Genomic DNA, 25544 nt, shown 5'->3' on the forward strand with positions numbered 1-25544 from the left:
ACAGATCGGAATTCGAACCCGCGCCGCAGCCGACTAGCGGCGGCGGAACTGGCCGCCGCGCTGTCCGGGACGGGGCGGTCCGCCCGGCGTGCTGGGACGTTCGTCCTTGTGGCGGAAAATCAGCCGGCCCTTCTCGAGGTCATAGGGCGACATCTCCACGGTCACGCGGTCGCCCGCGAGCGTCTTGATGCGGTTCTTCTTCATCTTGCCGGCGGTATAGGCAACGATCTCGTGTCCGGCGTCGAGCTGCACGCGGTAGCGGGCATCGGGGAGGATTTCGGTGACCAGTCCTTCGAACTGGATCAGCTCTTCCTTAGCCATTGATATCTCCAGGTCGTGGACGGCTAGTGCGAATAGGGTTTGCGGTTCGGTTGGCTGTTTGGCCGACTCTGGCGGCGCAAAAAGGCAACGCCTTGTATCCCATCAGGGGTCCCGGCGCTATGCGCGGAACGCTGTTCCGGACGGTCGACAGGCGACGAATGCATCTTACCACCGGAGCGGCGGCGGCGAGAACCCTTGGAGGCATTCGGGCCACTGCCGGGCCGTCCGTCGGCATGCCTCGCCTCGGCGTGCCGGCCTTCACCGTGCCTGCCGTCGCCTTGCTTACCGGCACTATGGTGGCGCCCGTCGGCATGCCGTTCGTCGGCGCGACGTCCGTCACCGTGGCGTGCGCCTTGCGGGCGCTGGCCCGGACGACCGCCCGGCCGGCCCTGTCGTTGCTGCGACGGGGCGGGACCAGCATCGCGGCGGCCGGCGTCGGTGCGGTGGTCCTCCCGCGGCAGGGCGACGCGAATCAGCCGCTCGATGTCGCGCAGATAGCCGAGCTCCTCGCCGCCCGCGACCAGCGAGATTGCGGTGCCGTCGGCTCCGGCGCGCGCGGTGCGGCCGATGCGGTGGACGTAGGTCTCCGGCACGTTCGGCAGGTCGAAGTTGATGACGTGACTGATGCCGTCGACGTCGATGCCGCGAGCGGCGATGTCGGTGGCGACCAGGGTGCGGATCTCTCCCGAGCGGAACTGGGCCAGCGTGCGCTCGCGATGGTTCTGCGACTTGTTGCCGTGGATGGCGTTGGCGGCGATCCCGGCCTTGGCCAGCGTCTTTACCACCTTGTCGGCGCCGTGCTTGGTGCGGGTGAAGACCAGCGCGCGGTTGATCGCCTCGTCCTGCAGCAGCTTGGTCAAAAAGGCCGGCTTGGCCGCGAAGTCGACCTGCAGGATGCGCTGGTTGATCCGCTCGGCGGTCGAGGACACCGGGGTCACCGCGACACGGGCGGGGTCGCGCAACATGGAATCGGCGAGCTCGGCGATGTCCTTCGGCATGGTGGCCGAGAAGAACAGCGTCTGCCGCTTGATCGGCAGCTTGGCGACGATTTTGCGAATGTCGTTGATGAAGCCCATGTCGAGCATGCGGTCGGCTTCGTCGAGCACGAGGAACTCGACGCTTGAAAGCTTCAAGCCGTTGCTCTGCACGAGGTCGAGCAGGCGGCCGGGGGTGGCGACCAGCACGTCGACGCCCTGCATCAGCGCACGGACCTGGCGGCCCATCGGCACGCCGCCGATCGCGAGCGTCGAGGACAGGCGGATGTGGCGGCCGTAGGCGTTGAAGCTGTCAAGTATCTGGCCGGACAGCTCGCGGGTCGGCGACAGCACCAGCACGCGGGCGGTCTTGGGCTGCGCCTTGATGCGGTTCTCGAGCAGACGATGCAGGATCGGCAGCGCGAAGGACGCGGTCTTGCCGGTACCGGTCTGGGCGATGCCGACGACGTCGCGACCGGTCAGTGCCAGCGGGATGGTCTGGGCCTGAATCGGAGTGGGGGTGACGTAATTCTCTTCACGAAGAGCGCGCGCGATGGGTTCGGCGAGGCCGAAGTCCTGAAACGAAGTCAAAAGAGGGGTTCTTTCCATGTCAAAAGCGAACGCCCGGCGCATCAGCGCGGCGCGCGCAAAAGGGTGTCGAGAAGACACCTGCGTGTTTGGGGTGTCGGATGGCTTGGATGATATGGGGCAAGCCAGAGGCCCGTAGAGGGCTTAAGAACACGCGGCTCGCTACGACCCCTTGATTCGCAAGAGGTCTCGGACGCTCATATGGAACATCGAGGGGGCGCTTTCAAGGCACTTGCCTCCAAAACAGCGGGTGCGGTGCAAAAATACTGCTGCCAGAAATTTAGCCAGAATTGGCGATTTGCTTAGAAAGTAGTCTGACTGCCGCTTTCGCATACATTTATGTTGCCTATGATTTAGGCTGCAAGACTGCGAAGAAACTTCGATTTCTGCCAATTAGTTTTGCAAATTCAATAAGTTGATGGGTGCCCAGCCCATGGCATGGTTCTTGCGATTCCGTTAACCGCAGGCGGCCGTGGGGCCGTTTCGCAGCGTTTTTCACGTCTGCGTCAGGGAGATGAGGCACTCATGTTTAACAAATCCACTCACGATATAGCGGCGTCATTTAGCCGCCGCGGCGTGCTCGCTGCGACCGCCGGACTGATGCTCGGTCTGGCTTCATTGACTGGCGCAAAGGCCGCCGACGACACCATCAAGGTGGGTGTACTCCACTCCCTGTCCGGCACCATGGCAATCAGCGAAACCACGCTGAAGGACACCATCCTCTTCCTGATCGACGAGCAGAACAAGAAGGGCGGCGTGCTCGGCAAGAAGCTGGAAGCCGTCGTCGTCGATCCCGCATCGAACTGGCCGCTGTTCGCCGAAAAGGCGCGCGAGCTGATCACCAAGAACAAGGTCTCGGTCGTGTTCGGCTGCTGGACCTCGGTGTCGCGTAAGTCGGTGCTCCCGGTGTTCAAGGAGCTCAACAGCATCCTGTTCTACCCCGTGCAATACGAGGGTGAGGAGAGCGAGCGTAACGTGTTCTACACGGGGGCTGCGCCGAACCAGCAGGCGATCCCTGCCGTCGACTACCTCATGAAGGACGAGAAGGTGAAGCGCTGGGTGCTCGCGGGCACCGACTACGTCTATCCGCGCACCACCAACAAGATCCTGGAGGCCTATCTGAAGTCCAAGGGCGTCGCCCAGGAAGACATCATGATCAACTACACGCCGTTCGGTCATTCCGACTGGCAGACGATCGTGGCCGACATCAAGAAGTTCGGCTCGGCCGGCAAGAAGACCGCGGTGGTCTCGACCATCAACGGCGACGCCAACGTTCCCTTCTACAAGGAGCTCGGCAACCAGGGCATCAAGGCCAAGGACATCCCGGTGGTGGCGTTCTCCGTGGGTGAGGAAGAGCTCGCCGGCATCGACACCAAGCCGCTGGTCGGCCACCTCGCCGCCTGGAACTACTTCCAGTCGATCAAATCGCCGGAGAACGAGAAGTTCATCAAGGCGTGGCAGGCCTACACCAAGAATCCGAAGCGCGTGACCAACGATCCGATGGAAGCGCACGTGATCGGCTTCGACATGTGGGTCAAGGCGGTCGAGAAGGTGAAGTCGACCGATCCCGACAAGGTCATCGACGCTCTCCCGGGCATCGAAGCCAAGAACCTGACCGGCGGCACCTCCAAGATGCTCCCGAACCACCATATCACCAAGCCGGTGTTCATCGGCGAGATCAAGGGCAACGGCCAGTTCGACGTGGTCTGGAAGACCCCGAGCCTCGTCCCCGGCGACGCCTGGTCGAAGGAGCTCGACGGCTCCAAGGACCTGATCGGCGACTGGGTCGGCAAGAAGTGCGGTAACTTCAACACCAAGTCCAACAAGTGCCTCGGCTCGGGCTCCTGATCCCGATCTGACGCTCCATTGCAAGACCGGAGAGGGCGGCGATCCCGCCGCCTTCTCCACTCATTTCTGCCGGGGTCATTCACAGTGCCAGCCCATTTGTCCGCTCGTCTCTGTTCGCTTGCACTCTCGTTGTTCCTGATTGCGTTCGCGCTGCCGGCCTTCGCCGGTCCGTTCGAGGATGCGGTCGCCAAATTCGCCAACGATGATTTTTCCGACACGGAAGAAGCGATCGGTGTGATCGCGGGCAGCGGCAGCAAGCTGGCTTTTCCGATCATCAATGCGCTTCAGGACGGTCGCCTCATGGCCGATCCCGACAGTAAGAAGGTCTACGTCACCGATGCGGACGGCAAGTCGATCGACGCTGCGACCGGCGAGGCCGTTGCCAGCGTTCCCGACAGTGCGAGCGCGGTTCGCCTCAACAACCGCCTGCGCCGCAGCGTCGACGCCGCACTCGGGAGCCTGACACTGCAGTCTCCGGATCTGGGAACGCGCCTGCAAGCCGCGCAGTCCGTCTTCAAGTCGCACGAGGAGACCGCGCTCGAGGCGGTCGATGCCGCGCTTGCCAAGGAAGCCAACAAATCCGTCAAGGCGGCGCTCACTGAGGCCCGAGCCGCGATCCTGCTGTTCAAGTCCGACGCCACCGAGGTCGAGAAGCTCGAAGCGGTCGCAACCCTCAAGGCGCGGGGCGACCAGGATGCGCTGGCGCTGCTCACCGGCATGGGCGACCAGCCGGCCTCGGTCACCAAGGCCGCCGCGAGCGCGATCGGCTCGATCCAGAATTCGCTCGCGGTCTGGTCGATGGTGCAGAATGCCTGGTACGGTCTCTCGCTCGGCTCGGTGCTGCTGCTCGCCGCGATCGGGCTCGCCATCACATTCGGCGTGATGGGCGTCATCAACATGGCGCATGGCGAGATGGTGATGATCGGAGCCTACACCACCTTCGTGGTGCAGGAGGTGATCCGCACCCGCTATCCCGGCCTGTTCGACTATTCGCTCTTGATCGCCGTGCCGCTTGCCTTCCTCGTCGCCGGCGCGATCGGCGTCTTGATCGAGCGCAGCATCATCCGCTTCCTCTATGGCCGCCCGCTGGAGACGCTGCTCGCGACCTGGGGCCTATCGCTGGTGCTGCAGCAGGCGGTACGCACCATGTTCGGCCCGACCAATCGCGAGGTCGGCAACCCCTCCTGGATGAGCGGCGCGTTCGAGCTCGGCCAGATCACCATCACCTATAACCGGCTCTGGATCCTTCTCTTCACGCTCGCCGTGTTCGCGATCCTGCTCGCGATGCTGCGCTACACCGCGCTGGGCCTCGAAATGCGCGCCGTGACGCAGAACCGCCGCATGGCGGCTTCCATGGGCATCGCCACCTCGCGCGTCGACGCGCTGACCTTCGGCCTCGGTTCGGGCATTGCCGGCATCGCTGGCGTGGCGCTGTCGCAGATCGACAATGTCAGCCCCAATCTCGGCCAGAGTTACATCATCGACAGTTTCATGGTCGTGGTGTTCGGCGGGGTCGGCAATCTCTGGGGCACGCTCGTCGGCGCCTTCACGCTCGGCATCGCCAACAAGTTCCTGGAGCCGGTCGCCGGCGCCGTGCTCGGCAAGATCGCGATCCTGGTTCTCATCATCCTGTTCATTCAAAAGCGGCCGCGCGGCCTGTTCGCGCTCAAGGGCCGTGCGGTGGAAGCATGACCCCTCACGTGCTGACGCGATCGCTGGACCGCAGCGCGACGATCTTCCTTGCCGTCGTCGCGGCCTGCGGCATCCTCATTCCGCTCTCCAACCTGCTGCTTCCCGCGGGCTCGTTCCTGCAGGTGCCGACCTATCTCGTCGCGCTCTGGGGCAAGTATGTCTGCTACGCCATCCTGGCGCTGTCGATCGACCTGATCTGGGGCTATTGCGGCATCCTCTCGCTCGGCCACGGCGCCTTCTTCGCGCTCGGCGGCTACGCCATGGGCATGTACCTGATGCGACAGATCGGCACCCGCGGCGTCTACGGCAATCCGATCCTGCCCGACTTCATGGTGTTCCTGAACTGGGAGAAGCTGCCCTGGTACTGGTACGGCTTCGACATGTTCTGGTTCGCGGCGCTGATGGTGCTGGTCGTACCGGGCCTGCTCGCCTTCTGCTTCGGCTGGCTCGCCTTCCGCTCACGTGTCACCGGCGTTTATCTGTCGATCATCACGCAGGCGATGACCTACGCGCTGCTGCTCGCCTTCTTCCGCAACGACTTTGGCTTCGGCGGCAATAACGGCCTGACCGACTTCAAGGACATCCTGGGCTTCAACGTCCAGGCGGAGGGGACGCGCGCCGCGTTGTTCGCGCTGAGCTGTCTGGCGCTGATCATCGGCTTCCTGATCTGCCGCGCCATCGTCTCCTCCAAGCTCGGCAAGGTCTTGATTGCCGTGCGCGACGCGGAATCGCGCACGCGCTTCCTCGGCTACCGCGTCGAATCCTACAAGCTGTTCGTGTTCACGGTGTCGGCCTGCATGGCCGGCGTCGCCGGCGCGCTCTACGTGCCGCAGGTCGGCATCATCAACCCGAGCGAATTCGCCCCCGGCAATTCGATCGAGGCGGTGATCTGGGTCGCGGTCGGCGGCCGCGGCACGCTGGTCGGCGCGGCGCTCGGCGCCGTCGTCGTCAACTACGCCAAGACGTTCTTCACCTCGGGCGTGCTCGCGCCGTACTGGCTGTTCATGCTGGGCGCATTGTTCATCCTGGTGACGCTGCTGCTGCCCAAGGGCATCGTCGGCACCTTCAATGCCTGGTGGGATCAATCGAAGGAAAGACGCACCTCCGCCACCTCCATGAGTGCCGCGGCCGAAGACGGCGTCACCGAACCCAAGATGGCGGAGTAAGCGGTCATGAACGTCATGGACACCCGCGCCACCTCCGCGATGCTCTATCTGGATGGCGTGCACGTCTCCTTCGACGGCTTCCACGCCATCAACAATCTATCGCTGACGCTCGAGCCCGGCGAGATGCGCGCCATCATCGGCCCGAACGGCGCCGGCAAGACCACGATGATGGACATCATCACCGGCAAGACCAAGCCGGATGAAGGCACCGTGCTGTTCGACGGCGTCACCGACCTGACGCGCCTCGACGAGACTCGCATCGCCGAGCTCGGCATCGGCCGCAAATTCCAGAAGCCGACCGTATTCGAGAGCCAGACCGTGCAGGACAACCTCCTGCTGGCGCTCAATGTCGACCATTCGGTCCGCGGCACGCTGTTCTGGCGCGGCAGCAAGGCGGAGTCCGAGCGCATCGACAAGGTGCTGGAGACGATCCGCCTCACCGAGGCTCGCAATCGTCTCGCCGGCAGCCTCAGCCACGGCCAGAAGCAATGGCTGGAGATCGGCATGCTGCTGGCGCAGGACCCGAAGCTGCTGCTGGTCGACGAGCCCGTCGCGGGAATGACCGACGTCGAGACGCATCTCACCGCCGAGCTGCTGAAGGAAATCAACAAGACCCACACCGTCATGGTGGTCGAGCACGACATGACCTTCGTGCGCGAGCTCGGCGTCAAGGTCACCTGCCTGCACGAAGGCACGGTGCTCGCGGAAGGGACCATCGACCAGGTCTCGTCCAACGAGAGGGTCATCGAAGTGTATTTGGGAAGGTAGCGAATGGCGAATAGGGAATGGCGAATGGACTGACCGCTTCTCCTATTCGCTACTCGCCATTCGCTATTCGCTCGCAAAGGTGTTTCCGATGCTTGAAGTGAAAGACATCAACCTGTTTTACGGTGCTGCCCAGGCGCTGCGCGGCGTCTCGATCTCGGCCGAGCCCGGCAAGGTCACGTGCGTGCTCGGGCGCAACGGCGTCGGCAAGACCTCGCTGCTGCGCGCGATGGTCGGGCAATATCCGATCTCGTCGGGCGCAATCGTGTTCGACGGCAGCGATATCACCGGCCTCAGGCCGTACGAGCGGGCGCGCAAGGGCATCGGCTTCGTGCCGCAGGGCCGCGAGATCTTCCCGTTGCTGACAGTCGAGGAGAACCTCAAGACCGGCTTCGGTCCGCTCAAGCGCGAGGACAAGCACATTCCGGACGACGTGTTCTCGCTGTTTCCGGTGCTGCAATCCATGCTGGGCCGGCGCGGCGGCGACCTCTCCGGCGGCCAGCAGCAGCAGCTCGCGATCGGCCGCGCGCTGGTGATGCGGCCAAAACTACTTTTGCTCGACGAGCCCACCGAAGGCATCCAGCCCTCGATCATCAAGGACATCGGCCGCGCCATCTCGTACCTGCGCAATCTCGGCAACATCGCCATTGTGCTGGTCGAACAATATCTCGACTTTGCCTGCGAACTCGGCGACAGTTTCGCGGTGATGGATCGCGGCGCAGTGAAGTTCACCTGCGACCGCTCCAATCTCGATCCGGCCGAGATCAGCCGCCAGATGGCACTGTAGGCCATTCTGCCGCGACCGGCTGGGGGAGGCGGATGCGCAGCGAATTGTCAGTCACATCCACCGTGTTTGAGGCAAACCGTGCCCGCGGCGCGGTGCGCTTCGACGTGCATGCGCGCGACGGCGTGACGCGGCGCGGCGCCTTGCATGAATCCGGTTCGCTCCGCGTCCGCTTTCCCTCCCCGGAAGATCAGGGTCTGTCCGGCGTGTTCGTCAACACGGCGGGCGGAGTTGCCGGCGGCGATCGCTTCGACATCGAGATAGCGGCGGCGGATGCAGCGCGGCTGACGCTGACCACAGCGGCCGCCGAAAAGGTCTATCGCACCCCCGGAGCGGCAGCGCAGCTCAACATCGCCTTGAAGGTCGGGGCGGGCGCGCATCTTGCCTGGCTGCCGCAGGAGACGATTCTGTTCGACCGTGCCCGCGTGCAGCGCCGCTTCGACATCGGCCTCGACGAGGCGGCCTCGCTCCTGCTCTGCGAGACCGTCGTGTTCGGCCGGACCGCCATGGGCGAGCGGATGGAGCAGGGCGAGTTCGTCGACCGCTGGCGGCTACGCCGCGGCGGGCGGCTGGTGTTCGCCGAGACGGTCCGGCTCGACGGCGATATCGGTGCCAAGCTCGGCCGGTCCGCCGTCGCCAAAGGTGGCGCGGCGATCGGCACAGCCCTGATCGTGCCCGGCGACGAAGCCTTGGTCGAGCGCATCCGGGAGGCGTCGGAATCGTTCTCCGGCGAAGTCGGAATCTCGGCCTGGAATGGCTTTGCAATGGCGCGGTTCTGTGCCCAAGATGCGGCGCGTTTGCGTACCGACATGATGACGGTGCTGGCGCGCACCGGTGCGGCCCTGCCGCGGCTCTGGCTGAACTAGACTGGTTGAATTGACGTGTTGAACGGAAGAGATATCGCATGAATCTGTCTCCCCGCGAAAAGGACAAGCTTCTGATCTCGATGGCGGCGATCGTGGCCCGCCGCCGGCTGGACCGCGGCGTCAAGCTCAACCATCCCGAGGCGATCGCGATCATCTCCGATTTCATTCTGGAAGGCGCGCGCGACGGCCGCACCGTCGCCGAGCTGATGCAGTCAGGCGCGCAAGTTCTGACCCGCGACCAGGTGATGCCGGGCATTCCCGAGATGATCCACGACATCCAGGTCGAGGCAACTTTTCCTGATGGCACCAAGCTCGTCACCGTGCACGAGCCGATCAGGTAGGAGCAGAGCATGATCCCCGGCGAACTCTTCATCCAGGACGGCGAGATCGAGCTCAATGCCGGCCGCAAGACGGTGACGTTGACCGTGGCCAATACAGGCGACCGCCCGATCCAGGTCGGCTCGCACTACCACTTCTTCGAGACCAACCCCGCGCTGAAGTTCGACCGCAAGAAGGCGCGCGGCATGCGCCTCGACATCGCCGCCGGCACCGCCGTCCGCTTCGAGCCCGGCCAGACCCGCGACGTCCAGCTCGTCGCCATGGCGGGGAAGAAGACGATCTACGGCTTCCGCGGCGATGTGATGGGGAAGCTGTGACCTCCGCAGGAACGAGCACGGCGCGGCATGGTTGAGGCGGAAACGGAGGTATTTCCATGCTCTCACCAATCCGCCTCGTCTCGGAAGCTGCCGAGCTCGCCGCGCAGCGCCATAACGGCATGGCGCGCAAGGGCCGCGGCAATGAGCCCTATATCAATCATCTCGCAGAGGTCGCGAACCTGCTCGCGACTGCGACCGACGGCGCCGATGCCGAGCTGGTCGCGGCCGGCTGGCTGCACGACACCATCGAGGACACCGACACCACGCGCGAGGAGCTCGCGCAGAGATTTTCCGATCGGGTCGCGTCCCTCGTTGCCGAGTGCACCGACGACATGAGCTTGCCGAAAGCGAAGCGGCGGCAGAAGCAAATCGAGGACGCGCCCCACAAATCGCCGGGCGCCAAGCTGATCAAGATCGCCGACAAGATCAGCAATACGGGCGCGCGCATTCAGACCGATCCGAATGCTGGGGAGCGCGAAGATCTCGCCGACTATATCGCCTGGGCCACGCAGGTCGTGGCGGGGTGCCGCGGCGGCAATGCGTGGCTCGACGAAAAATTCGATGACGCCGTGAAAGCAGCAAAGGCCTTGCTGTGACCAACCAGACATTCAATCGCAAACGGGGCTTGTGATGTCCGTCAAGATGAAGCGTTCCGTCTATGCCGACATGTTCGGCCCGACCACCGGCGACAAGGTGCGGCTGGCCGACACCGACCTCATCATCGAGGTCGAGAAGGATTTCACCACCTATGGCGAGGAGGTGAAGTTCGGCGGCGGCAAGGTGATTCGCGATGGCATGGGGCAGTCGCAGGTCACCAACAGGCAGGGCGCGGCCGATACCGTCATCACCAATGCGCTGATCGTGGACCATTGGGGCATCGTGAAGGCCGACGTCGCTATCAAGGACGGCATGATCGCAGGCATCGGCAAGGCCGGCAATCCCGACATCCAGCCCGGGGTCACCATCATCATCGGCCCCGGCACCGACGTGATCGCGGGTGAGGGCAAGATCCTCACCGCCGGCGGCTTCGACAGCCACATCCATTTCATCTGTCCGCAGCAGATCGAGCACGCGCTGATGTCAGGAGTCACCTCGATGCTGGGGGGCGGCACCGGCCCGTCGCACGGCACCTTCGCGACCACCTGTACGCCGGGGCCCTGGCATATGGGGCGGATGATCCAGTCGTTCGACGCCTTCCCGGTCAATCTCGGCATTTCCGGCAAGGGCAACGCCTCGCGGCCCGCCGCGCTGGTCGAGATGATCAGGGCCGGCGCCTGTGCGCTGAAGCTGCACGAGGATTGGGGCACCACGCCGGCCGCGATCGACAATTGCCTGTCGGTCGCCGACGATCACGACATCCAGGTGATGATCCACACCGACACGCTGAACGAATCCGGCTTCGTCGAGGACACGATCAAGGCCTTCAAGGGCCGCACCATCCACGCCTTCCACACCGAAGGCGCCGGCGGCGGCCATGCTCCTGACATCATCAAGGTCGCCGGCCTGAAGAACGTGCTGCCCTCGTCGACCAACCCGACGCGGCCGTTCACCCGCAACACCATCGACGAGCATCTGGACATGCTGATGGTGTGCCACCATCTCGATCCGTCCATCGCCGAAGATCTGGCGTTCGCCGAAAGCCGCATCCGCAAGGAGACGATCGCGGCCGAGGACATCCTCCACGACCTCGGCGCGCTCTCGATGATGTCCTCGGACTCGCAGGCCATGGGCCGCCTCGGCGAAGTCATCATCCGGACCTGGCAGACCGCGGACAAGATGAAGAAGCAGCGCGGGTCGCTGCCGCAGGACAAGGGCAAGGACAACGACAATTTCCGCGTCAAGCGCTACATCGCCAAGTACACCATCAATCCCGCCATCGCGCACGGCGTGTCGAAGCTGATCGGCTCGGTCGAGAAGGGCAAGATGGCCGATCTCGTGCTGTGGTCGCCGGCCTTCTTCGGCGTCAAGCCGGACTGCATCGTCAAGGGCGGCACGATCGTCGCGGCGCCCATGGGCGATCCCAACGCCTCGATCCCGACGCCGCAGCCGGTGCACTACCAGCCGATGTTCGGCGCGTTCGGCAAGGCGCGTACGGCATCCTCGGTGGTGTTCACCTCCAAGGCCGCGGTCACCGGCGGCCTCGCGCGAAAGCTCGGCCTCGAGAAGAAGCTCTATGCCGTCCAGAACACCCGCGGCAAGATCTCCAAGAAGAGCATGATCCACAACGACGCGACGCCCAATATCGAGGTCGATCCGGAGACCTATGAAGTGCGCGCCGATGGCGAGCTCCTGACCTGTGCTCCGGCGGAGGTACTGCCGATGGCGCAGCGATATTTCATGTACTGAAATAGCGCTCGACGCATGTCCCCGGCGGTGTCCGGGGACGGCTTTTTGCGGTTTTGCGTTCGGTCCCGCCTGGTCTAATGTCCCGCCCGGTATCGTAACCCTCAGAAGAAAAGCCGGGAGGATTTCTCGTGATCTACGTCGTTGCTACCTTGACCATCAAGCCCGAGACGCGCGCCGAATTCATTGCAGCCGCCACCGCCTGCATCAAGGAGACGCGGAAAGAGCCCGGCAATATCGCCTATGACCTGCATGAGAGCGTCACCGACCCTGCCAAGATGGTGTTCGTCGAGCAGTGGGAGAATATGGAAGCGCTGGGGCCGCATCGCGCTGCCGAGCACATGAAGACGTTCGGCCGTGTTGCTGTGAAATGCTTCACGGCGCCGCCGAAGATCGAATACATCACGCCCGAGAAGGTCGAGACACGGTAAAGAGGTAAGACGCATGATCCGGGCGACGCAGGTCAGGGGACAGCACCGCTTCACGGAAGCTCCGGCGGACACGGTCGTGCTCGATTTCGACGATCGGCACCGTCGTCGCATGACGATGACGGGAACGCGTGGTCTCGAATTCCTGCTCGACCTGGAACATGCCGTCGCGCTGCGCGGCGGGGATGCGCTGGTGCTGGAGGATGGAAGGCTGATCGAGGTGGTCGCGGCGCCCGAGCCGCTGCTCGAAATCCGCGGCCGCGATCCGCACCACCTCGTCCGCGTCGGCTGGCATCTCGGCAACCGTCATCTGCCGACCCAGATCATGGCCAAGGCCCTGCGCATCCGCCGCGATCACGTCATCGAGGCGATGGTGAAGGGCCTTGGCGCGCGTGTAATCGAGATCGAGGCGCCGTTCGATCCCGAAGGCGGCGCCTACGCCGATGCCGGCCACGCGCATGGACACGACCATGCGCATCACGATCACGGCCATCATCACCATGACCATGGTCACCTCCATGATCATGGCTCGCACGACCATAGCCACGAGCACCACCATCACCACGACGAGCATTGCGATCATCCCGACCATCACCACGGCCACAAGCATGCTCATGACCTCAAATGAGCCGGTCGGCGGCGGTGATCTTGCCGAGGGCGAGGCGGCGGCGCTGTACCGGTTGATGACCTGGCTGTCGCCGGCGTTTCCGGTGGGCGGTTTCTCCTATTCCAGCGGCATCGAATGGGCGGTCGAGGCGGGCGACGTGATCGACACGACGACGCTGGCGGATTGGCTCGATGCGATGCTCGGCGACGGCTCCGGCTTCTGTGACGCCACGTTTCTGGTCCACGCCTATCGCGCCACGGAATCGGGCGAGACGGCCGCATTGAACGAGATCGCCGAGCTCGCGAGCGCCTTCGTGCCGTCGCGCGAGCGGCAGCTGGAGACGACCTCACAGGGCCGCGCCTTCATCGACATCTCGCGCGCCGCATGGGATGCCGACGGACTGGATGCCACGGTCGCGGCATGCGGCGCGCCGCTAGTCTATCCGGTCGCGGTCGGTGTGGTTGCCGCGATGCACGCCGTGCCGTTGGCGCCGACGCTGCACGCCTTCCTGCATGCGCTGGTCTCGAACTGGATTTCCGCCGCCAGCCGGCTCATTCCGCTCGGCCAGACCGATAGCCAGCGTGTGCTGGTGAGGCTGGAAGCCGCCGTCGCCGCCACCGCCAATCGCGCGTTGAATGCGACCTTGGACGATCTCGGCAGCGCGACGTTCCGGGCCGATCTCGCCAGCTTGCGGCACGAGACGCAATATACCCGCTTGTTTCGGTCGTGAGCGGTGCGGCCGTCAAGTCATCAGGAGAGAACGAGTCACATGGCGAAATCTCACGGTCCCTTGCGTGTCGGCGTCGGCGGTCCGGTCGGATCGGGCAAGACCGCGCTGATGGACCTGCTCTGCAAGACCATGCGCGAGCGCTATGACATTGCGGCGATCACCAACGACATCTACACCAAATGGGATGCGGAGTTCCTGGTGCGTTCGGGATCGCTGACGCCGGATCGCATCGCCGGCGTCGAGACCGGCGGTTGTCCGCACACGGCGATCCGCGAGGATGCCTCGATGAATCTCGCTGCGGTCGCGGACATGCGCGCCAAGTTTCCCGGACTTGACCTCGTGCTGATCGAATCCGGCGGCGACAATCTCGCTGCCACTTTTTCCCCGGAGCTGGCCGACCTCACCATCTATGTCATCGACGTCGCCGCTGGCGACAAGATCCCGTCCAAGGGCGGCCCCGGCATCACCCGGTCCGACCTCCTGGTCATCAACAAGACCGACCTTGCGCCCCATGTCGGCGCCTCCCTGGAGAAGATGGAGACGGACGCCAGGCGCATGCGCGGCGAACGTCCCTTCGTCATGACCAACCTCAAGAAGAGCGAGGGGCTCGACCGAATCGTCGGCTTCATCGAGGCCAAAGGCGGCCTGAAACGGGCGGGCTGACCGGACGCGACCAGTTGGCGCAGGCGTTTTTCGTCGTTAACGCCTGGGCCGTGCCGCAACCCACGGAACAAATTTCGGACACGGCGATTAACTACCTCCGGCGCCCGGGGCGAATTCATCCCGGCCAGACCATCGGCCGGGCGGATTAAGCTTTTCAGGCGACCCAAGTTGCGTACTGATGCCTCCTCCTTCATTATCTCCGCCACTGGGGTTTACCCTGCTTCGGCCTCTGGCCGTTCGAGCGGCGTTCATGTGCTCCGTGTTCATTGCCGACCTCCTGCTTTCGCCTGAGTAATCGCGTGGTCAGGCTGGGTTTCATCATCGGCTTCATCGCTCTGCTCGGGGCCTTGCTCTCCGGGCTTGCGGCTTATCGCGTCCACGACCAGGAGCTGGCGCTGGACCGGATCGCGCTAGCGCGGGCGATCGACGTGCATGCGAGCCTGGTTCAGGACCGCCTGACCGAGCGGGAGCTGCTCGCGCGTGTCGCCTCGGGCCTGTTCCGCGCGCCGTCGGTGATCAAGCCGAACATGCTGGAGCCGCTGCGCTCGGCGATCTACGCCTTCAAGACCGACTTTGTGGTGGCCGGCTGGATCGCCCGGCTGAAGCCGAACGAGCTTGCGGACGCGCAAGCCGCCATCGCCAGCGCCGGCTTCCCGAATCCGCAGATCCGCTCGTTTGACGACAAGCCGATCAATCCTGCCGATGTCACCCAGCCGATCGACGTGCTGTTGGATCTCGAGCCGCGCAGCAACGAGACCACGGCCTTGCCCGGCCGCAGCTACGATCAGGATCCGGTTCGCAGCGCGATGCTCACGCGGGCGCGCGCCCAAAAGAGGTCGGTTGCCTCTGACCCGGTGCCGTTGATCCGCGGAAACGGTCCGATCGGCATCATCGTGGCCGCGCCCGTCGTTCCCGAGGGCGCGACGGAGCCGGCCGGGTTCGTCACATTTTCCTACGAGCTCGCCTCGCTGATGCTGGCCAATGACGACATGTCGCTGTTCGCGGTGGCGCTCAGGGATCCGCGCAAGGACGGCGGCGAGCTGATCGCCAACGATCAGGGCGTGGTCTCGACGCGGATCGCGGCGGCGGACGGGGCGCCGTCGGCGACGCGCACGGTGAGCTTCGGTGGCCGCGATTGGCAGCTCGGCTATTACGCGAAGACCAATTCGGTGCGCCGCGCCGAGCAGACCGCCATCATCGTGGCGGCGATCGGCTTTGCCATCACCGCAATGGTGTGCGGCCTGTTCGGTTACGTCGCCTACAACAATCTGCGGCTCAGCCGGGAGATTCAGGTCAGGATCGGATTCGAGCGGCGTTTGACCGCGGTGATCGACGAGCTCAACCACCGCGTCAAGAACATCCTGGCGGTGATCCAGTCGATCGTGACGCGCACCTTGCGCCACGGCTCGGACATCGACATCGCGCGCGAGCTCCTGATCGGGCGCATCCACGCCATGTCCAATGTGGTCTCGCTGCTCAGCGAGAGCCAGTGGCAGGGCGTCAAGCTCAAGGGCCTGTTCGAGGCGCGCGCGATTCCGCATGCCGATCGCATCGCCGTCACCGGCCCCGACATCGCGGTCAGCGCGCGTGCCGCACAGAGCCTGTCGCTGCTGTTCTTCGAGCTCGCCTCGCATTCCGACGAGGGCCTGTCGCTGGTCGGCAAGCACCCGCACATCACCGCCAACTGGACGGTGACCGGCGAGGAGGGCGACGAGGTCTTCCATTTCCGCTGGGAGGAGTTCAACACCAGCGAGGCGACGCGCCGGCCCGATTCCGATTTCGGCCTGATCCTGCTCGACCGCGTCGCGCCCGAGGCGCTGGGCGGGACCGCCAAGCGCTTCTTCACCGACGTCTCCTACGTCTATGAATTGACCGCGCCGATGGAGACGGTGGTCGACATGACCGAGCGCGACCGCACGGATAAAATCTCGGCGCCCGTCAGGCCGGTGCGAAGTTAGCCCTTCGGCCGCAACACCAGATCGACGAGGCTGCGCGCGTAGCCGGGTGTGATCGGTGCGATGCCGAAGATATAGCGGTAGAACAGGCTGCCATAGATCGCGTCGTAGAGATTCTCAGGAGGACCCTCGGCCTGAATGCTGCCGTCCTTCTGGCCGGCGGCGATCATGTCCACCAGCGCGTCGCGGCGGAATTGCAGGTACCGGGCGTAGAACAGCTCGGCCGACCCGGTCTTGGAAATGCATTCGGAGACGACGGCGAGCTGCACCTTGCCGAACTCGCCCTGCAGCGCCTCGGCATAGGCGGCGGCGTGGCGCCGCGCGCGCGCCGCGGGCGTGCCCGCGCTCGCGGGCGGCAGCGGCAGCATTTGCGCGGCATGGTGGAGGAAGGCGTCGATCAGCAGCGCTTCCCGCGACGGCCACCATTTGTAGATCGTCATCTTGGACACGCTGGAGTGCCGTGCGATCGCATCGATGGTGGTGGCGGCAAGGCCGGTGGTCGCCATCAGTGCATAGGCGCTTTCGAGGATGGCGTTGGTGGTCTCGATCGACCTTGGCCGGCCGCGCCGGGGCGCGCGCTCCGCCTCTTCACGCCCGTCTTTCGCCATCGCCACGCCCGGTCTCCTCACGCAGGGTCCCGGCATAGCCCAGGGGCGGCATTCGGCCTAGCAGAATCGCACGATTTCGTCGCGAAGCGATCAGCTCTGGGCCTGCTGCCGCAGGGCTGCCGGCAGATCCTGCCGTTTCGACCAGGCGATGTAGTAGGCGAGCCCGGTCATCGCCGCGAAGCCGGTGATGCTCACCGCCACCTGCATCACCGCCAGGTTCGGCCCGGTGATCAGGATGAGGTGGCCAGCGAAGGATAGGAACACGGCGACGCAGAATACCGCGAGCCATTCCTCACCACATGCGATCACCGCTTGCAGCGGTTTCCATCTCAGGCCGGGGTGATCCGCCGGAATGAGATGGGTGGCAATGAACGCGAGGGCGAGGAAGTGGACCACCCGATAGGGAGCGAGGTTTTCCTTGTCGGTCGGAGCGATGCTGTTGAGGAGCAGATCGGGCAGGTAAGCCGACAGCGCCGGCGAATGGCGCATCAAGGTGACGGCCATCGCGAAGACCAGGTAGGCGCCGGCGAGGATCCGCAGCCAGGACATGCCGTGCAGCGCACGTCCCGGAGCGCCCGTCACGGCGAACCAGCCGCCCAGCACCATCAACATCTGCCAGCACAGCGGATTGAAGGTCCATTCCCCGTCCGGATAGATCCGAAAATTCCAGTCGAACCAGCGTGCGGCGAGATACAGCGCGACCGATGCCGCCAGCGTCAGGTTCGGGCCCCGCAGCAGGCCCCACAACGCGAACGGAAAGAACGCCATCAGCGGGACCATCAGCTGCAGCAGGTCGAGGTTCAGCGGCTCTTCCTGGAGAACGAGACCGCGGACCAGGATGCGCAGTGGATGCTCGAGAATGCCGGAGATGTTGTATTGGTGGATGATCTCCGGCGCCATCGATTGCCTGGCGACATAGGCGATGGCATCGATATAGATCACGAACAGCACGACATAGGCGGCATAGAGCCGCCAGACCCGGCGAAAGATGCGCGTCGCCGCGACCAAGTAGCCGCGTTCCAGCGCCATCCTGCCATGGATGATGGCGACCCCGTAGCCCACCACGAACACGAACAGGTCCGCCGCGCCGCTGAAGCCGAAATTGCGCAGCGTCAGCAGGTTGACGACGTTGTTGGGAATATGGTCGACGAATATGGACCAATTGGCGATGCCGAGCGTCAGATAGAGCCTGGCGTCATGCTGGAATGCGGCGAGGTTCGCCTTGACGGACGGTTTCATTGAGCAAAATAGCTTTGGGAATCAGGATGATGCTTTTAACGGCAACCGCCTGCTCGTCCGAGTAGCGTTTGCGTGAGCGGCAAGGCAATCGCGCCGAACGGCGCAGACTGCGGCCCTCGCCTACTATCGAAGTAGGATAGATGCGCCGGAAGGACTTACGACGAAATTTTCTACCCAGCTCCGATCGCTACTCGGCAGGTTCGGCCGACACCTCGTCGGACACGCCGGCGCGGCTCGCCAGGATGCCCAGGGCGACGCCCCCGATCGCCAGGATCGGCAGCAGCCGCTTGACGCCGATGGCACGAACGATCTGGAGCCCGGTGGCGAGGAGCATCGGATCTGCAAGCATGCTCTGCGCGGCCGATTTCGCGGCGCGCTCGGCCGCGATCTGGGCGCGTTTCTGCACCTCGCGCTTGTAGCTCCAATAGGAGCCTGCCGCGGCCAGGGTCAGCAGAAAGAAGATGCCGGCGCCGGCAAGACAAGCCTGCACCGGGCCATATTTCTGCAGCACCCAAATGAAGACGGCGGCACAGAGGAAGCCTGTGGTCACGAGCAGCGCGAAGGCAGCGCCCGCGGCAAGGGAGGTCAGCCGAACCGTCGTGCCGGTTGATGCGCTGATGCCGTCGATGATGCGCTGAAACATGGCCTTGCTCCTCAATCCCCGCCAGCCGAATGGTCACGAGCCAACAGCGGCGGCGTGCCGCCGCCGTATCAAATGGGCGTCGACATCCTTAGCGACGCCAGGCGACGCCGATCAGGAAGCCGATGCCGAGCGCCAGCCCGACGGTCGCCAGCGGCCGCTGCGTGATCGCCTCTTCCAGCGTCTCCTCGATCGAGCCGTAGGCGTCATGTGCAGCTTCCATCATCGCGCTGCCGCGCTCGGACATGTCGTCCATCGCGGAGTCCATGTTCTCGCGCGCCTGGCGATAGCCGCGGCGAGCCTGCTTGCTGGTGGAGTTGGCGAAAGTATTGAGCGCGTCGGTGATCTGGTCGGTGAGGGCGGCGATATCGCTTTTCACGGCTGCTACATCCTTTTCGAGGCGGTCTCGGGTGGCTTTGTCGGTCCAGTCTCTCATCCCGGCTTCGGCATTGGGCGTGGACATCGGGAGCTCCGAACTGTTGACGGCTGAGATGGGCGGAGAACGTTTCGTCGCCGGGTAAGTTCCGTTCGCTGAAACCGGTCAGGCTTGCGGCAGCTGCGGCGAATTCTCCGGCAGCAGGTGGTCCTTCAGGATCAGCGCGACGATCAGGAGCGGCGACGACAGGAACGCGCCCATCGGCCCCCACAGCCAGGTCCAGAACGCGAGCGCGAGCAGCACGGCGAGCGCGTTCAGGGCGAGCCGCCGCCCGATGATCGTCGGCGTGATGAAGTGACCCTCAAGAAAGGTGAGGCCACCGAAGGCGAGCGCGGCCATCAGGCCGCCGCCGAGGGTCGGGAAGGCGATCAGCCCGACCACGACCAGCACCACGAACATCGCGACGGGCCCGATGATCGGGATGAAGTTGAGCGTGGCCGCCAGTGCGCCGAGCCCGGCCGGATTGGGCATTCCGGTCAGCGCACAGATCAGGCCGGTGGCGACGCCGACGCCGACATTGATGAGGGTGACGGTCAGCAGATAATTGCCGAGATGGACCTCGATCTCGTTGAGGATCCGGAGCGTGCGCAGCCGCGCGTCGTGATTGCTGAAGGTCATGATCATGGCCCGCCGCAGGTCGCGCCAGCTTGCGATGAACAGGATCAGGGTGACGAAGAACAGCAGGAATTCGGTAAAGGTCGGTGACAGGAATTCCAGCGTCGGCTGCACCCACTCGATCTTGGGCATGTGCAGGCTCGGCAATCCCTCCGAGCCGCCGAGCATGGCTTGCAGCTCCCGCCAGAGCGCAAGCGGCCGGTCGAACACGTGCAGCTTGTCCTTCAATTGCGCGCCGAGCTCTGGCAGGCGCGTGCTCCACGCCATGACCGGCGAAGCGATCAACGCGACGGCGAAAGCGACCACCGCGCTCACTGCGACCACGATCAGCACGGCGCCGACGCTGCGTGGGACCTTGCTTCGCTCCAGGAAGGTGGCCGCCGGAGACAGCATGGTCCCGATGACGAACGCCATCACGACCGGCAGGAAGAACGCCCGGCCGACATAGAGCACGGCGACGATGGCGATCAGCAACAGCCCGGCCAGCGCGAACGCGACGAATTCAGTGCGGCGGATCACCGGCGGCAGCTCGACATGGCTCTCGGGAAGCGGATCGCCTTCGCTGTTGCCGGAAATCAAACGTTCACTGGGTAGGACGCGCACAATATCTCTCCCGCACGGAATCCGTGATCCGCGCGCCCATTGATGACGTGACTAATGCTTGGGCGGCGTGCTGGTTCCATCGCGGCTTCGTGAACGGATGCTCGCTTGACTGTGACGTCGCTGCCGCACGCTGCGCCGGAACTTCGATTGAGGCGGCGGAGTTTGTTGAGGCAGCGCATCACCTGATGCACATCCAACGGGGCAGCTCATGACAAAGTTGTTTGCAGTCCGTCGCAGCTTCTCGCCGCGCGCCGTCGGCGCGTTCGCCTTCGCAACCGCTCTTCTCGCAGTGCCGGTGGGCACCGCAAGCGCCCAAACCTTCGGCTATACGCCGATGCAGCGGGTGTATCCGCAGGACGTTTACTCGCAGGGCCAATACTTGCGGGGCCAACACTTGCAGGACCAAGGCTATTCGCAGGATGACATCAACGAGGCGCCGCAGGTCGCCGATGAGGATACCCAATTGCCCGACCGGCTGCGCAGGCAGATCGTCGGCTTCGACCGGAGCGAGCCGGCCGGTACCATCGTCATCGATACCAACAGCACCTATCTCTATTACGTGCTCGGAGGCGGCCGCGCGATCCGCTACGGCGTCGGCGTCGGCCGCGAGGGCTTTACCTGGTCGGGCGTGCAAAGCGTCAGCCGCAAGGCCGAGTGGCCGGACTGGCATCCGCCGGCCGAGATGATCGCGCGCCAGCCCTATCTGCCGCGCTTCGTCGCCGGCGGGCCCGGCAACCCGCTCGGTGCGCGCGCGATGTATCTCGGCTCGAGCCAATACCGCATCCACGGCACCAATGATCCCTCCACCATCGGCAAGTTCGTCTCGTCCGGCTGCATCCGCATGACCAACGAGGACGTCGTCGACCTGTATAGCCGCGTCAATGTCGGCGCCAAGGTCGTGGTGCTGCCGAAGAACGCGCCGCTAATGGCGAAGGGAGGTGATCCCGTGCGCAAGCGTCCGGCCGTGACGACACTGCCTTCGGGTCGGCAGGCGCTGAACATGACCACGTCGGCCGTGAATTAGTCTGCGAGGTCCTATGGCGAGACGGCTGATTGACAAACTGGCGGGCGGAGCGGCGATTGTCGTCGTCGTCTCCAGCGGGCTGGCGATGGCGCCGTCGGCGCATGCGCAGGATTTCTTCTCGGGCCTGTTCGGCGGCTTTCGGATGCGGCCGCCGCCAGAAATCCGGATGCCTTTCCCCACCGACGATATGCCGCGCTATGAGGCGCCACGCCAGCGCGCGTCCTACGGCGGCGGCACCGCCTATTGCGTGCGCAGCTGCGACGGTCGCTACTTCCCGGCACAAGGCAATGATGCCGAGAGCAAGGCGCAATCCTGCAAGAGCTTCTGCCCTGCCTCGGAGACCTCGCTCGTCTATGGCGGCAACATCGACGATGCCACGACTGAGAAGGGAAAGTCCTATTCCGACCTGCCGAACGCGTTCCGCTATCGCAACGAGATCGTCGCGGGCTGTACCTGCAACGGCAAGGACCCGGTCGGGCTCGCATCGGTCAAGGTCGAGGACGACCCGACCCTGCGCAAGGGCGACATCGTCGCCGGCGCCAATGGCCTCGTGGTCGCCAGCCGCAATGCCAATGACCGCCGTGGCGTCGCGATGAACTTCTCGCCGCTGCCGGAATCGGTGCGTGCCAGATTCCGTCAAGTCCCGGTGGTGGCGAAGGAGTAGGGAGCGCCCTATCGGACGGCGTCCGAACCTTGTTCGGACGGCCAAATGCTGGACTAGGCCCGCCGCGGGACGTTGCGCGGCAGGGTTTCCGAGATGGAACCGGCTTGGGTGCAGCGCGTTAGAACAGCGTAGCAATTGCCTGAAGGGGGCCTCGCGATGCTGGTCGGCGTACTCGTCACCTTTCTCGTCGTCATTCTTGTGCTCTATCTCATCAACATGCTGCCAATGGACGGCCGCGCCAAGCAGATCGCGCGCGTCATCGTCATCATCATCGGAATTGTTTCGCTGCTGAAATACCTGGCGGTGTTCTAGCAATCGCAGCCCGGACAAGCGAAGCGGTATCCGGGCCGCAGCGAAGGTCCCGGATCGCACTTCACGCCATCCGGGGCTACACCTCAAATCAAAAGCCCCCGGCTTTCGCCGGGGCTTCGTTCGTGCTGCTTCAGTGCAGCGACTTCAGCCAGTCGTCGACATCCTGACGGACCTGGTCCTTGGCCTTGCCGTAACGCTCCTGCAACCGGCCCTCGAGCTGCTCGCGGCGGCCCTCGATCAGTTGGAGGTCGTCGTCAGTGAGCTTGCCCCATTTCTCCTTGGCCGATCCCTTGAACTGCTTCCAGTTTCCTTCGATCCGATTCCAGTCCATGACCATCTCCCGTTGGTTGATGGCCCGACAACGCGAGGCGCACGCAGCCTGTTCCGTGACACAGCGCGACGTTTCCCCAACAAAAAAGCCCCGGGTTCGGCCGGGGCTTTCGATGTTCCGTGACTCTGCTCAGCCGAGCGCCTCTTTATCCAAGAGCCTCTTTTATCGAAGAGCCTCTTTATGCAAGAGCCTTGGCCTCGCGGCGGCGCGCGGTGAGGATGTATTCGGTGTAGCCGTTCGGCTGTTCGCGCCCCTTGAAGATGAGGTCGCAGGCAGCCTTGAAGGCGACGCCGTCGAAGGCAGGCGCCATCGGCTTGTAGATGGGATCATCCGCGTTCTGCTTGTCGACGACGACCGCCATGCGCTTGAGCGATTCCATCACCTGCGCCTCGGTGATCACGCCCTGGTGCAGCCAGTTGGCAAGGTGCTGGCTGGAGATGCGCAAGGTGGCGCGGTCTTCCATCAGGCCGACGTCGTGGATGTCGGGCACCTTGGAGCAGCCGACGCCCTGGTCGATCCAGCGCACGACATAGCCCAGGATGCCCTGGCAATTGTTGTCGATCTCCTGCCTGACGTCATCGGGCGCCCAGTTCGACTTCGACACCGGAATGGTGAGGATGTCGGACAGTTTTGCGCGCGGTCCGCCCTTGGCGAGCTCCTCCTGGCGCGCGATCACGTTGACCTGGTGGTAGTGCAGCGCGTGCAGCGTCGCCGCGGTCGGCGAGGGCACCCAGGCGGTGGTGGCGCCGGCCTGCGGATGGCCGAGCTTCTGTGCCAGCATGTCCGCCATCTTGTCGGGCGCGGCCCACATGCCCTTGCCGATCTGGGCGTGGCCGGGCAGGCCATCGATTAGGCCCATGTCGACGTTCCAGTCCTCATAGGCCTTGATCCAGGCCTGCGCCTTCATCTCGTTCTTGCGGATCATCGGGCCCGCTTCCATCGAGGTGTGGATCTCGTCGCCGGTGCGGTCGAGGAAGCCGGTGTTGATGAACATGATGCGCTTGGAGGCGCGCTGGATGCAGGCCTTGAGGTTGACGGTGGTGCGTCGCTCCTCGTCCATGATGCCGACCTTGAGCGTGTTCTCGGGCAGGCCGAGCATCTTCTCGACGCGGTCGAAAATCTCGCAGGTCAGCGAGACCTCGTCCGGGCCGTGCATCTTCGGCTTCACGATGTAGGCAGAACCGGTGCGGCTGTTCTTGACCTTGGAATTGCCCTTGAGGTCGTGGATCGCGAGCAGGCCCGAGACGGCGGCGTCCAGCAGGCCCTCCGGAACCTCTTCGCCCTTCTCGTCGAGCACCGCGTCCGTGAACATGTGGTGACCGCAATTGCGCATCAACAGCAGGCTGCGGCCGTGCAGCTTGAGCTCGCCCTTGCCGTCCGGCGTCTTGTAGAGGCGGTCGGAATTGAGCGAACGCGTCAGCGTCTTGCCGCCCTTCTCGAAATCGGCCGACAACGTGCCGTTCATCAGGCCGAGCGTGTTGCGGTAGACCAGCACCTTGTCCTCGGCATCGACAGCGGCGACCGAGTCCTCCATGTCCAGAATGGTGGAGACCGCAGCCTCCATGATCATGTCGGCGACGCCGGCCGGATCGTCCTTGCCGATCGCGCTGCTGCGGTCGATCTTGACCTCGATATGCAGGCCGTTGTTGACGAGCAGCACGGCGCTCGGCGCGGCTGGATCGCCCTGGAAGCCCGCGAACTGCGCGGCATTCTTCAGCGCGGTGGCGTTGCCGCTCTTCAGCTTCACCGCGAGCTGGCTCGCGACGACGCTATAACCGGTCACGTCGGTGTGGCTGCCGGTCGCGAGCGGCACGGCGTTATCGAGGAACGCCTTGGCCTTGGCGATCACCTTGTCGCCGCGTGCCTTGTTGTAGCCCTTGCCGCTCTCGGACGGATCATGCGGAATCGCATCGGTACCGTAGAAGGCGTCATAGAGCGAGCCCCAGCGTGCGTTCGCCGCGTTCAGCGCGTAGCGCGCATTGGTGAGCGGCACGACAAGTTGCGGGCCGCAGATCTTGCCGATCTCCTCGTCGACATTGGCGGTCTCGACCTTCTGCGTCGCCGGCTCCGGGACGAGATAGCCGATCTCCTTTAGGAAGGCGGTGTAGGCATTGAGGTCGAACGCCTTGCCTTTATTGGCGCGGTGCCAGTCGTCGATCTTGGCCTGCAGATTGTCGCGAAATGCGAGCAGCTCGCGGTTCTTCGGTCCCAACTCCTTGATGATGCCGGCAAGCCCGGCCCAGAACGCATCCGGCGCGATCCCGGTTTTCGGGGCCGCTTCCTTGGCGATGAAGTCAAACAGGACGGGTGCGATCTTCAATCCGTGGGCGTCGACGCGTTTCATGATGGGCTTTCTTGTTGGAAATGGCTGTTTTTGGCTGCTTTTGACCCGACAGCAGCAAAATGCGCCCGCGCGGGGCAGCTTTCGGGGGCCTATTAGCCCCAAAAAAGAGGCCGTGAGAAGACCCCCGGGAGCTTGTCAAAATGTCAAGGAGAGGTGGGAGACGGTCCCACGCACCGGTGTCATTCCCCGCGACCCGGCTACGCTAAGGCTTCGCCGAGGTTGAGGTCTAGGGGCGCCGAAGCTTTAGCGAAGGCGGCAAGCGGGGAATCCAGTACGCTGCGGCTTCTTCGTATTCCAACGCTGTCTCTGGAATACTGGGTCGCCCGGCCGAGCCGGGCGACG

At 64.3% G+C, this 25544-nt stretch carries 27 protein-coding genes; 18 read left to right on the forward strand and 9 right to left on the reverse strand.

Features of this window, described 5'->3' with window-relative positions; translation table 11 throughout:
- Positions 1 to 33: 33 nt before the first annotated feature.
- Complete coding sequence (infA, locus tag I6F33_RS03240) at positions 34 to 321, reverse strand: translation initiation factor IF-1 (RefSeq protein ID WP_035998101.1); 288 nt, start codon at positions 319 to 321, stop codon at positions 34 to 36.
- 23 nt (positions 322 to 344) lie between these two features.
- A complete protein-coding gene (locus I6F33_RS03245; protein ID WP_225139311.1) occupies positions 345 to 1928 on the reverse strand; it encodes a DEAD/DEAH box helicase in 1584 nt (527 codons plus the stop codon).
- A gap of 480 nt (positions 1929 to 2408) precedes the next feature.
- Here I6F33_RS03245 and urtA point away from each other — a divergent pair, with 480 nt between their 5' ends.
- From urtA to I6F33_RS03320, 15 genes are all read left to right on the forward strand, one after another.
- Positions 2409 to 3731 (forward strand): urea ABC transporter substrate-binding protein, encoded by a 1323-nt coding sequence (urtA, locus tag I6F33_RS03250; protein WP_035998103.1) that lies wholly within the window; start codon positions 2409 to 2411, stop codon positions 3729 to 3731.
- Between the two features lie 84 nt (positions 3732 to 3815).
- Positions 3816 to 5423 carry an urea ABC transporter permease subunit UrtB gene (urtB, locus tag I6F33_RS03255; protein ID WP_035998106.1) on the forward strand — a complete coding sequence of 536 codons (1608 nt, stop codon included), beginning with the start codon at positions 3816 to 3818 and terminating at the stop codon, positions 5421 to 5423.
- Positions 5420 to 6589 (forward strand): urea ABC transporter permease subunit UrtC, encoded by a 1170-nt coding sequence (urtC, locus tag I6F33_RS03260; RefSeq protein ID WP_225141071.1) that lies wholly within the window; start codon positions 5420 to 5422, stop codon positions 6587 to 6589. Before urtB ends, urtC begins: the two co-directional genes overlap by 4 nt.
- Positions 6590 to 6595: 6 nt before the next feature.
- A complete protein-coding gene (urtD, locus tag I6F33_RS03265; RefSeq protein WP_018646608.1) occupies positions 6596 to 7357 on the forward strand; it encodes an urea ABC transporter ATP-binding protein UrtD in 762 nt (253 codons plus the stop codon).
- A gap of 88 nt (positions 7358 to 7445) precedes the next feature.
- Complete coding sequence (urtE, locus tag I6F33_RS03270) at positions 7446 to 8141, forward strand: urea ABC transporter ATP-binding subunit UrtE (protein WP_225141073.1); 696 nt, start codon at positions 7446 to 7448, stop codon at positions 8139 to 8141.
- Between the two features lie 32 nt (positions 8142 to 8173).
- On the forward strand, positions 8174 to 9004 hold the full coding sequence (locus I6F33_RS03275; protein WP_225141075.1) for an urease accessory protein UreD: 831 nt from the start codon (positions 8174 to 8176) through the stop codon (positions 9002 to 9004).
- A 38-nt stretch (positions 9005 to 9042) separates the two neighbouring features.
- Positions 9043 to 9345: an urease subunit gamma gene (locus tag I6F33_RS03280; protein ID WP_007605424.1), complete on the forward strand. Its 303-nt coding sequence runs from the start codon at positions 9043 to 9045 to the stop codon at positions 9343 to 9345.
- Positions 9346 to 9354: 9 nt separating this feature from the next.
- The gene (locus I6F33_RS03285; protein ID WP_026202067.1) at positions 9355 to 9660 is read left to right on the forward strand and encodes an urease subunit beta; all 306 of its coding nucleotides are present in this window, start codon (positions 9355 to 9357) and stop codon (positions 9658 to 9660) included.
- A 56-nt stretch (positions 9661 to 9716) separates the two neighbouring features.
- On the forward strand, positions 9717 to 10256 hold the full coding sequence (locus I6F33_RS03290; RefSeq protein WP_035998123.1) for an HD domain-containing protein: 540 nt from the start codon (positions 9717 to 9719) through the stop codon (positions 10254 to 10256).
- A gap of 34 nt (positions 10257 to 10290) precedes the next feature.
- Positions 10291 to 12006, forward strand: a complete 1716-nt coding sequence (gene ureC / locus I6F33_RS03295) for an urease subunit alpha (RefSeq protein WP_225141077.1) — start codon at positions 10291 to 10293, stop codon at positions 12004 to 12006.
- Between the two features lie 128 nt (positions 12007 to 12134).
- Positions 12135 to 12434, forward strand: coding sequence for a putative quinol monooxygenase (locus I6F33_RS03300; protein ID WP_035998129.1), 300 nt, complete (start codon positions 12135 to 12137; stop codon positions 12432 to 12434).
- 13 nt (positions 12435 to 12447) lie between these two features.
- A complete protein-coding gene (ureE, locus tag I6F33_RS03305) occupies positions 12448 to 13059 on the forward strand; it encodes an urease accessory protein UreE (RefSeq protein WP_225141079.1) in 612 nt (203 codons plus the stop codon).
- Positions 13040 to 13768, forward strand: a complete 729-nt coding sequence (locus I6F33_RS03310; RefSeq protein ID WP_225141306.1) for an urease accessory protein UreF — start codon at positions 13040 to 13042, stop codon at positions 13766 to 13768. Before ureE ends, I6F33_RS03310 begins: the two co-directional genes overlap by 20 nt.
- A gap of 39 nt (positions 13769 to 13807) precedes the next feature.
- Entirely contained in the window at positions 13808 to 14431 is a 624-nt protein-coding gene (gene ureG, locus I6F33_RS03315) for an urease accessory protein UreG (protein ID WP_025033975.1), read from the forward strand.
- A gap of 299 nt (positions 14432 to 14730) precedes the next feature.
- Positions 14731 to 16389, forward strand: coding sequence for an HWE histidine kinase domain-containing protein (locus I6F33_RS03320; protein WP_225126407.1), 1659 nt, complete (start codon positions 14731 to 14733; stop codon positions 16387 to 16389).
- On the opposite strand, the gene I6F33_RS03325 is transcribed toward I6F33_RS03320, so the two are convergent.
- From I6F33_RS03325 to I6F33_RS03345, 5 genes are all read right to left on the reverse strand, one after another.
- Positions 16386 to 16994, reverse strand: coding sequence for a TetR/AcrR family transcriptional regulator (locus tag I6F33_RS03325; RefSeq protein ID WP_225141308.1), 609 nt, complete (start codon positions 16992 to 16994; stop codon positions 16386 to 16388). The genes I6F33_RS03320 and I6F33_RS03325 overlap by 4 nt on opposite strands.
- Positions 16995 to 17084: 90 nt before the next feature.
- A complete protein-coding gene (locus I6F33_RS03330) occupies positions 17085 to 18233 on the reverse strand; it encodes an OpgC domain-containing protein (protein ID WP_035998141.1) in 1149 nt (382 codons plus the stop codon).
- Positions 18234 to 18420: 187 nt separating this feature from the next.
- Positions 18421 to 18876, reverse strand: coding sequence for a hypothetical protein (locus I6F33_RS03335; RefSeq protein ID WP_057028148.1), 456 nt, complete (start codon positions 18874 to 18876; stop codon positions 18421 to 18423).
- Between the two features lie 88 nt (positions 18877 to 18964).
- A complete protein-coding gene (locus I6F33_RS03340; protein ID WP_035998171.1) occupies positions 18965 to 19336 on the reverse strand; it encodes a YqjD family protein in 372 nt (123 codons plus the stop codon).
- Positions 19337 to 19414: 78 nt separating this feature from the next.
- Positions 19415 to 20527: an AI-2E family transporter gene (locus tag I6F33_RS03345; RefSeq protein ID WP_035998174.1), complete on the reverse strand. Its 1113-nt coding sequence runs from the start codon at positions 20525 to 20527 to the stop codon at positions 19415 to 19417.
- Positions 20528 to 20735: 208 nt separating this feature from the next.
- Between I6F33_RS03345 and I6F33_RS03350 the strand changes: the two genes are divergently transcribed.
- The 3 genes from I6F33_RS03350 to I6F33_RS03360 all read left to right on the forward strand — a co-directional run bounded on the left by I6F33_RS03350 (position 20736) and on the right by I6F33_RS03360 (position 22527).
- Positions 20736 to 21551, forward strand: coding sequence for a L,D-transpeptidase (locus tag I6F33_RS03350; RefSeq protein ID WP_225141081.1), 816 nt, complete (start codon positions 20736 to 20738; stop codon positions 21549 to 21551).
- Between the two features lie 13 nt (positions 21552 to 21564).
- The gene (locus I6F33_RS03355; protein WP_035998181.1) at positions 21565 to 22215 is read left to right on the forward strand and encodes a DUF2865 domain-containing protein; all 651 of its coding nucleotides are present in this window, start codon (positions 21565 to 21567) and stop codon (positions 22213 to 22215) included.
- A gap of 156 nt (positions 22216 to 22371) precedes the next feature.
- On the forward strand, positions 22372 to 22527 hold the full coding sequence (locus I6F33_RS03360; RefSeq protein ID WP_008546817.1) for a Thivi_2564 family membrane protein: 156 nt from the start codon (positions 22372 to 22374) through the stop codon (positions 22525 to 22527).
- Between the two features lie 130 nt (positions 22528 to 22657).
- Here I6F33_RS03360 and I6F33_RS03365 read toward each other — a convergent pair whose 3' ends face one another.
- On the reverse strand, positions 22658 to 22858 hold the full coding sequence (locus tag I6F33_RS03365) for a CsbD family protein (RefSeq protein ID WP_008546815.1): 201 nt from the start codon (positions 22856 to 22858) through the stop codon (positions 22658 to 22660).
- 178 nt (positions 22859 to 23036) lie between these two features.
- On the reverse strand, positions 23037 to 25202 hold the full coding sequence (locus tag I6F33_RS03370) for a malate synthase G (RefSeq protein WP_225134634.1): 2166 nt from the start codon (positions 25200 to 25202) through the stop codon (positions 23037 to 23039).
- Positions 25203 to 25544 lie beyond the last annotated feature (342 nt).

The sequence above is a fragment of the Bradyrhizobium sp. BRP20 genome (genome assembly GCF_020194215.1).
GTDB lineage: Bacteria > Pseudomonadota > Alphaproteobacteria > Rhizobiales > Xanthobacteraceae > Bradyrhizobium > Bradyrhizobium yuanmingense.

What these genes read in the sequence shown, in the direction of transcription:
- ureE (WP_225141079.1), top strand. Translation starts at nt 12,448, where the DNA reads ATGATCCGGGCGACGCAGGTCAGGGGACAGCACCGCTTCACGGAAGCT.
- urtD (WP_018646608.1), top strand. Translation starts at nt 6,596, where the DNA reads ATGAACGTCATGGACACCCGCGCCACCTCCGCGATGCTCTATCTGGAT.
- I6F33_RS03310 (WP_225141306.1), top strand. Translation starts at nt 13,040, where the DNA reads ATGCTCATGACCTCAAATGAGCCGGTCGGCGGCGGTGATCTTGCCGAG.
- I6F33_RS03340 (WP_035998171.1), bottom strand. Translation starts at nt 19,336, where the DNA reads ATGTCCACGCCCAATGCCGAAGCCGGGATGAGAGACTGGACCGACAAA.
- I6F33_RS03370 (WP_225134634.1), bottom strand. Translation starts at nt 25,202, where the DNA reads ATGAAACGCGTCGACGCCCACGGATTGAAGATCGCACCCGTCCTGTTT.
- I6F33_RS03360 (WP_008546817.1), top strand. Translation starts at nt 22,372, where the DNA reads ATGCTGGTCGGCGTACTCGTCACCTTTCTCGTCGTCATTCTTGTGCTC.
- I6F33_RS03365 (WP_008546815.1), bottom strand. Translation starts at nt 22,858, where the DNA reads ATGGACTGGAATCGGATCGAAGGAAACTGGAAGCAGTTCAAGGGATCG.
- I6F33_RS03350 (WP_225141081.1), top strand. Translation starts at nt 20,736, where the DNA reads ATGACAAAGTTGTTTGCAGTCCGTCGCAGCTTCTCGCCGCGCGCCGTC.
- ureG (WP_025033975.1), top strand. Translation starts at nt 13,808, where the DNA reads ATGGCGAAATCTCACGGTCCCTTGCGTGTCGGCGTCGGCGGTCCGGTC.
- urtA (WP_035998103.1), top strand. Translation starts at nt 2,409, where the DNA reads ATGTTTAACAAATCCACTCACGATATAGCGGCGTCATTTAGCCGCCGC.
- I6F33_RS03245 (WP_225139311.1), bottom strand. Translation starts at nt 1,928, where the DNA reads ATGCGCCGGGCGTTCGCTTTTGACATGGAAAGAACCCCTCTTTTGACT.
- urtC (WP_225141071.1), top strand. Translation starts at nt 5,420, where the DNA reads ATGACCCCTCACGTGCTGACGCGATCGCTGGACCGCAGCGCGACGATC.
- I6F33_RS03290 (WP_035998123.1), top strand. Translation starts at nt 9,717, where the DNA reads ATGCTCTCACCAATCCGCCTCGTCTCGGAAGCTGCCGAGCTCGCCGCG.
- I6F33_RS03280 (WP_007605424.1), top strand. Translation starts at nt 9,043, where the DNA reads ATGAATCTGTCTCCCCGCGAAAAGGACAAGCTTCTGATCTCGATGGCG.
- infA (WP_035998101.1), bottom strand. Translation starts at nt 321, where the DNA reads ATGGCTAAGGAAGAGCTGATCCAGTTCGAAGGACTGGTCACCGAAATC.
- I6F33_RS03285 (WP_026202067.1), top strand. Translation starts at nt 9,355, where the DNA reads ATGATCCCCGGCGAACTCTTCATCCAGGACGGCGAGATCGAGCTCAAT.
- I6F33_RS03325 (WP_225141308.1), bottom strand. Translation starts at nt 16,994, where the DNA reads ATGGCGAAAGACGGGCGTGAAGAGGCGGAGCGCGCGCCCCGGCGCGGC.
- I6F33_RS03355 (WP_035998181.1), top strand. Translation starts at nt 21,565, where the DNA reads ATGGCGAGACGGCTGATTGACAAACTGGCGGGCGGAGCGGCGATTGTC.
- ureC (WP_225141077.1), top strand. Translation starts at nt 10,291, where the DNA reads ATGTCCGTCAAGATGAAGCGTTCCGTCTATGCCGACATGTTCGGCCCG.
- I6F33_RS03330 (WP_035998141.1), bottom strand. Translation starts at nt 18,233, where the DNA reads ATGAAACCGTCCGTCAAGGCGAACCTCGCCGCATTCCAGCATGACGCC.
- I6F33_RS03275 (WP_225141075.1), top strand. Translation starts at nt 8,174, where the DNA reads ATGCGCAGCGAATTGTCAGTCACATCCACCGTGTTTGAGGCAAACCGT.
- I6F33_RS03335 (WP_057028148.1), bottom strand. Translation starts at nt 18,876, where the DNA reads ATGTTTCAGCGCATCATCGACGGCATCAGCGCATCAACCGGCACGACG.
- urtE (WP_225141073.1), top strand. Translation starts at nt 7,446, where the DNA reads ATGCTTGAAGTGAAAGACATCAACCTGTTTTACGGTGCTGCCCAGGCG.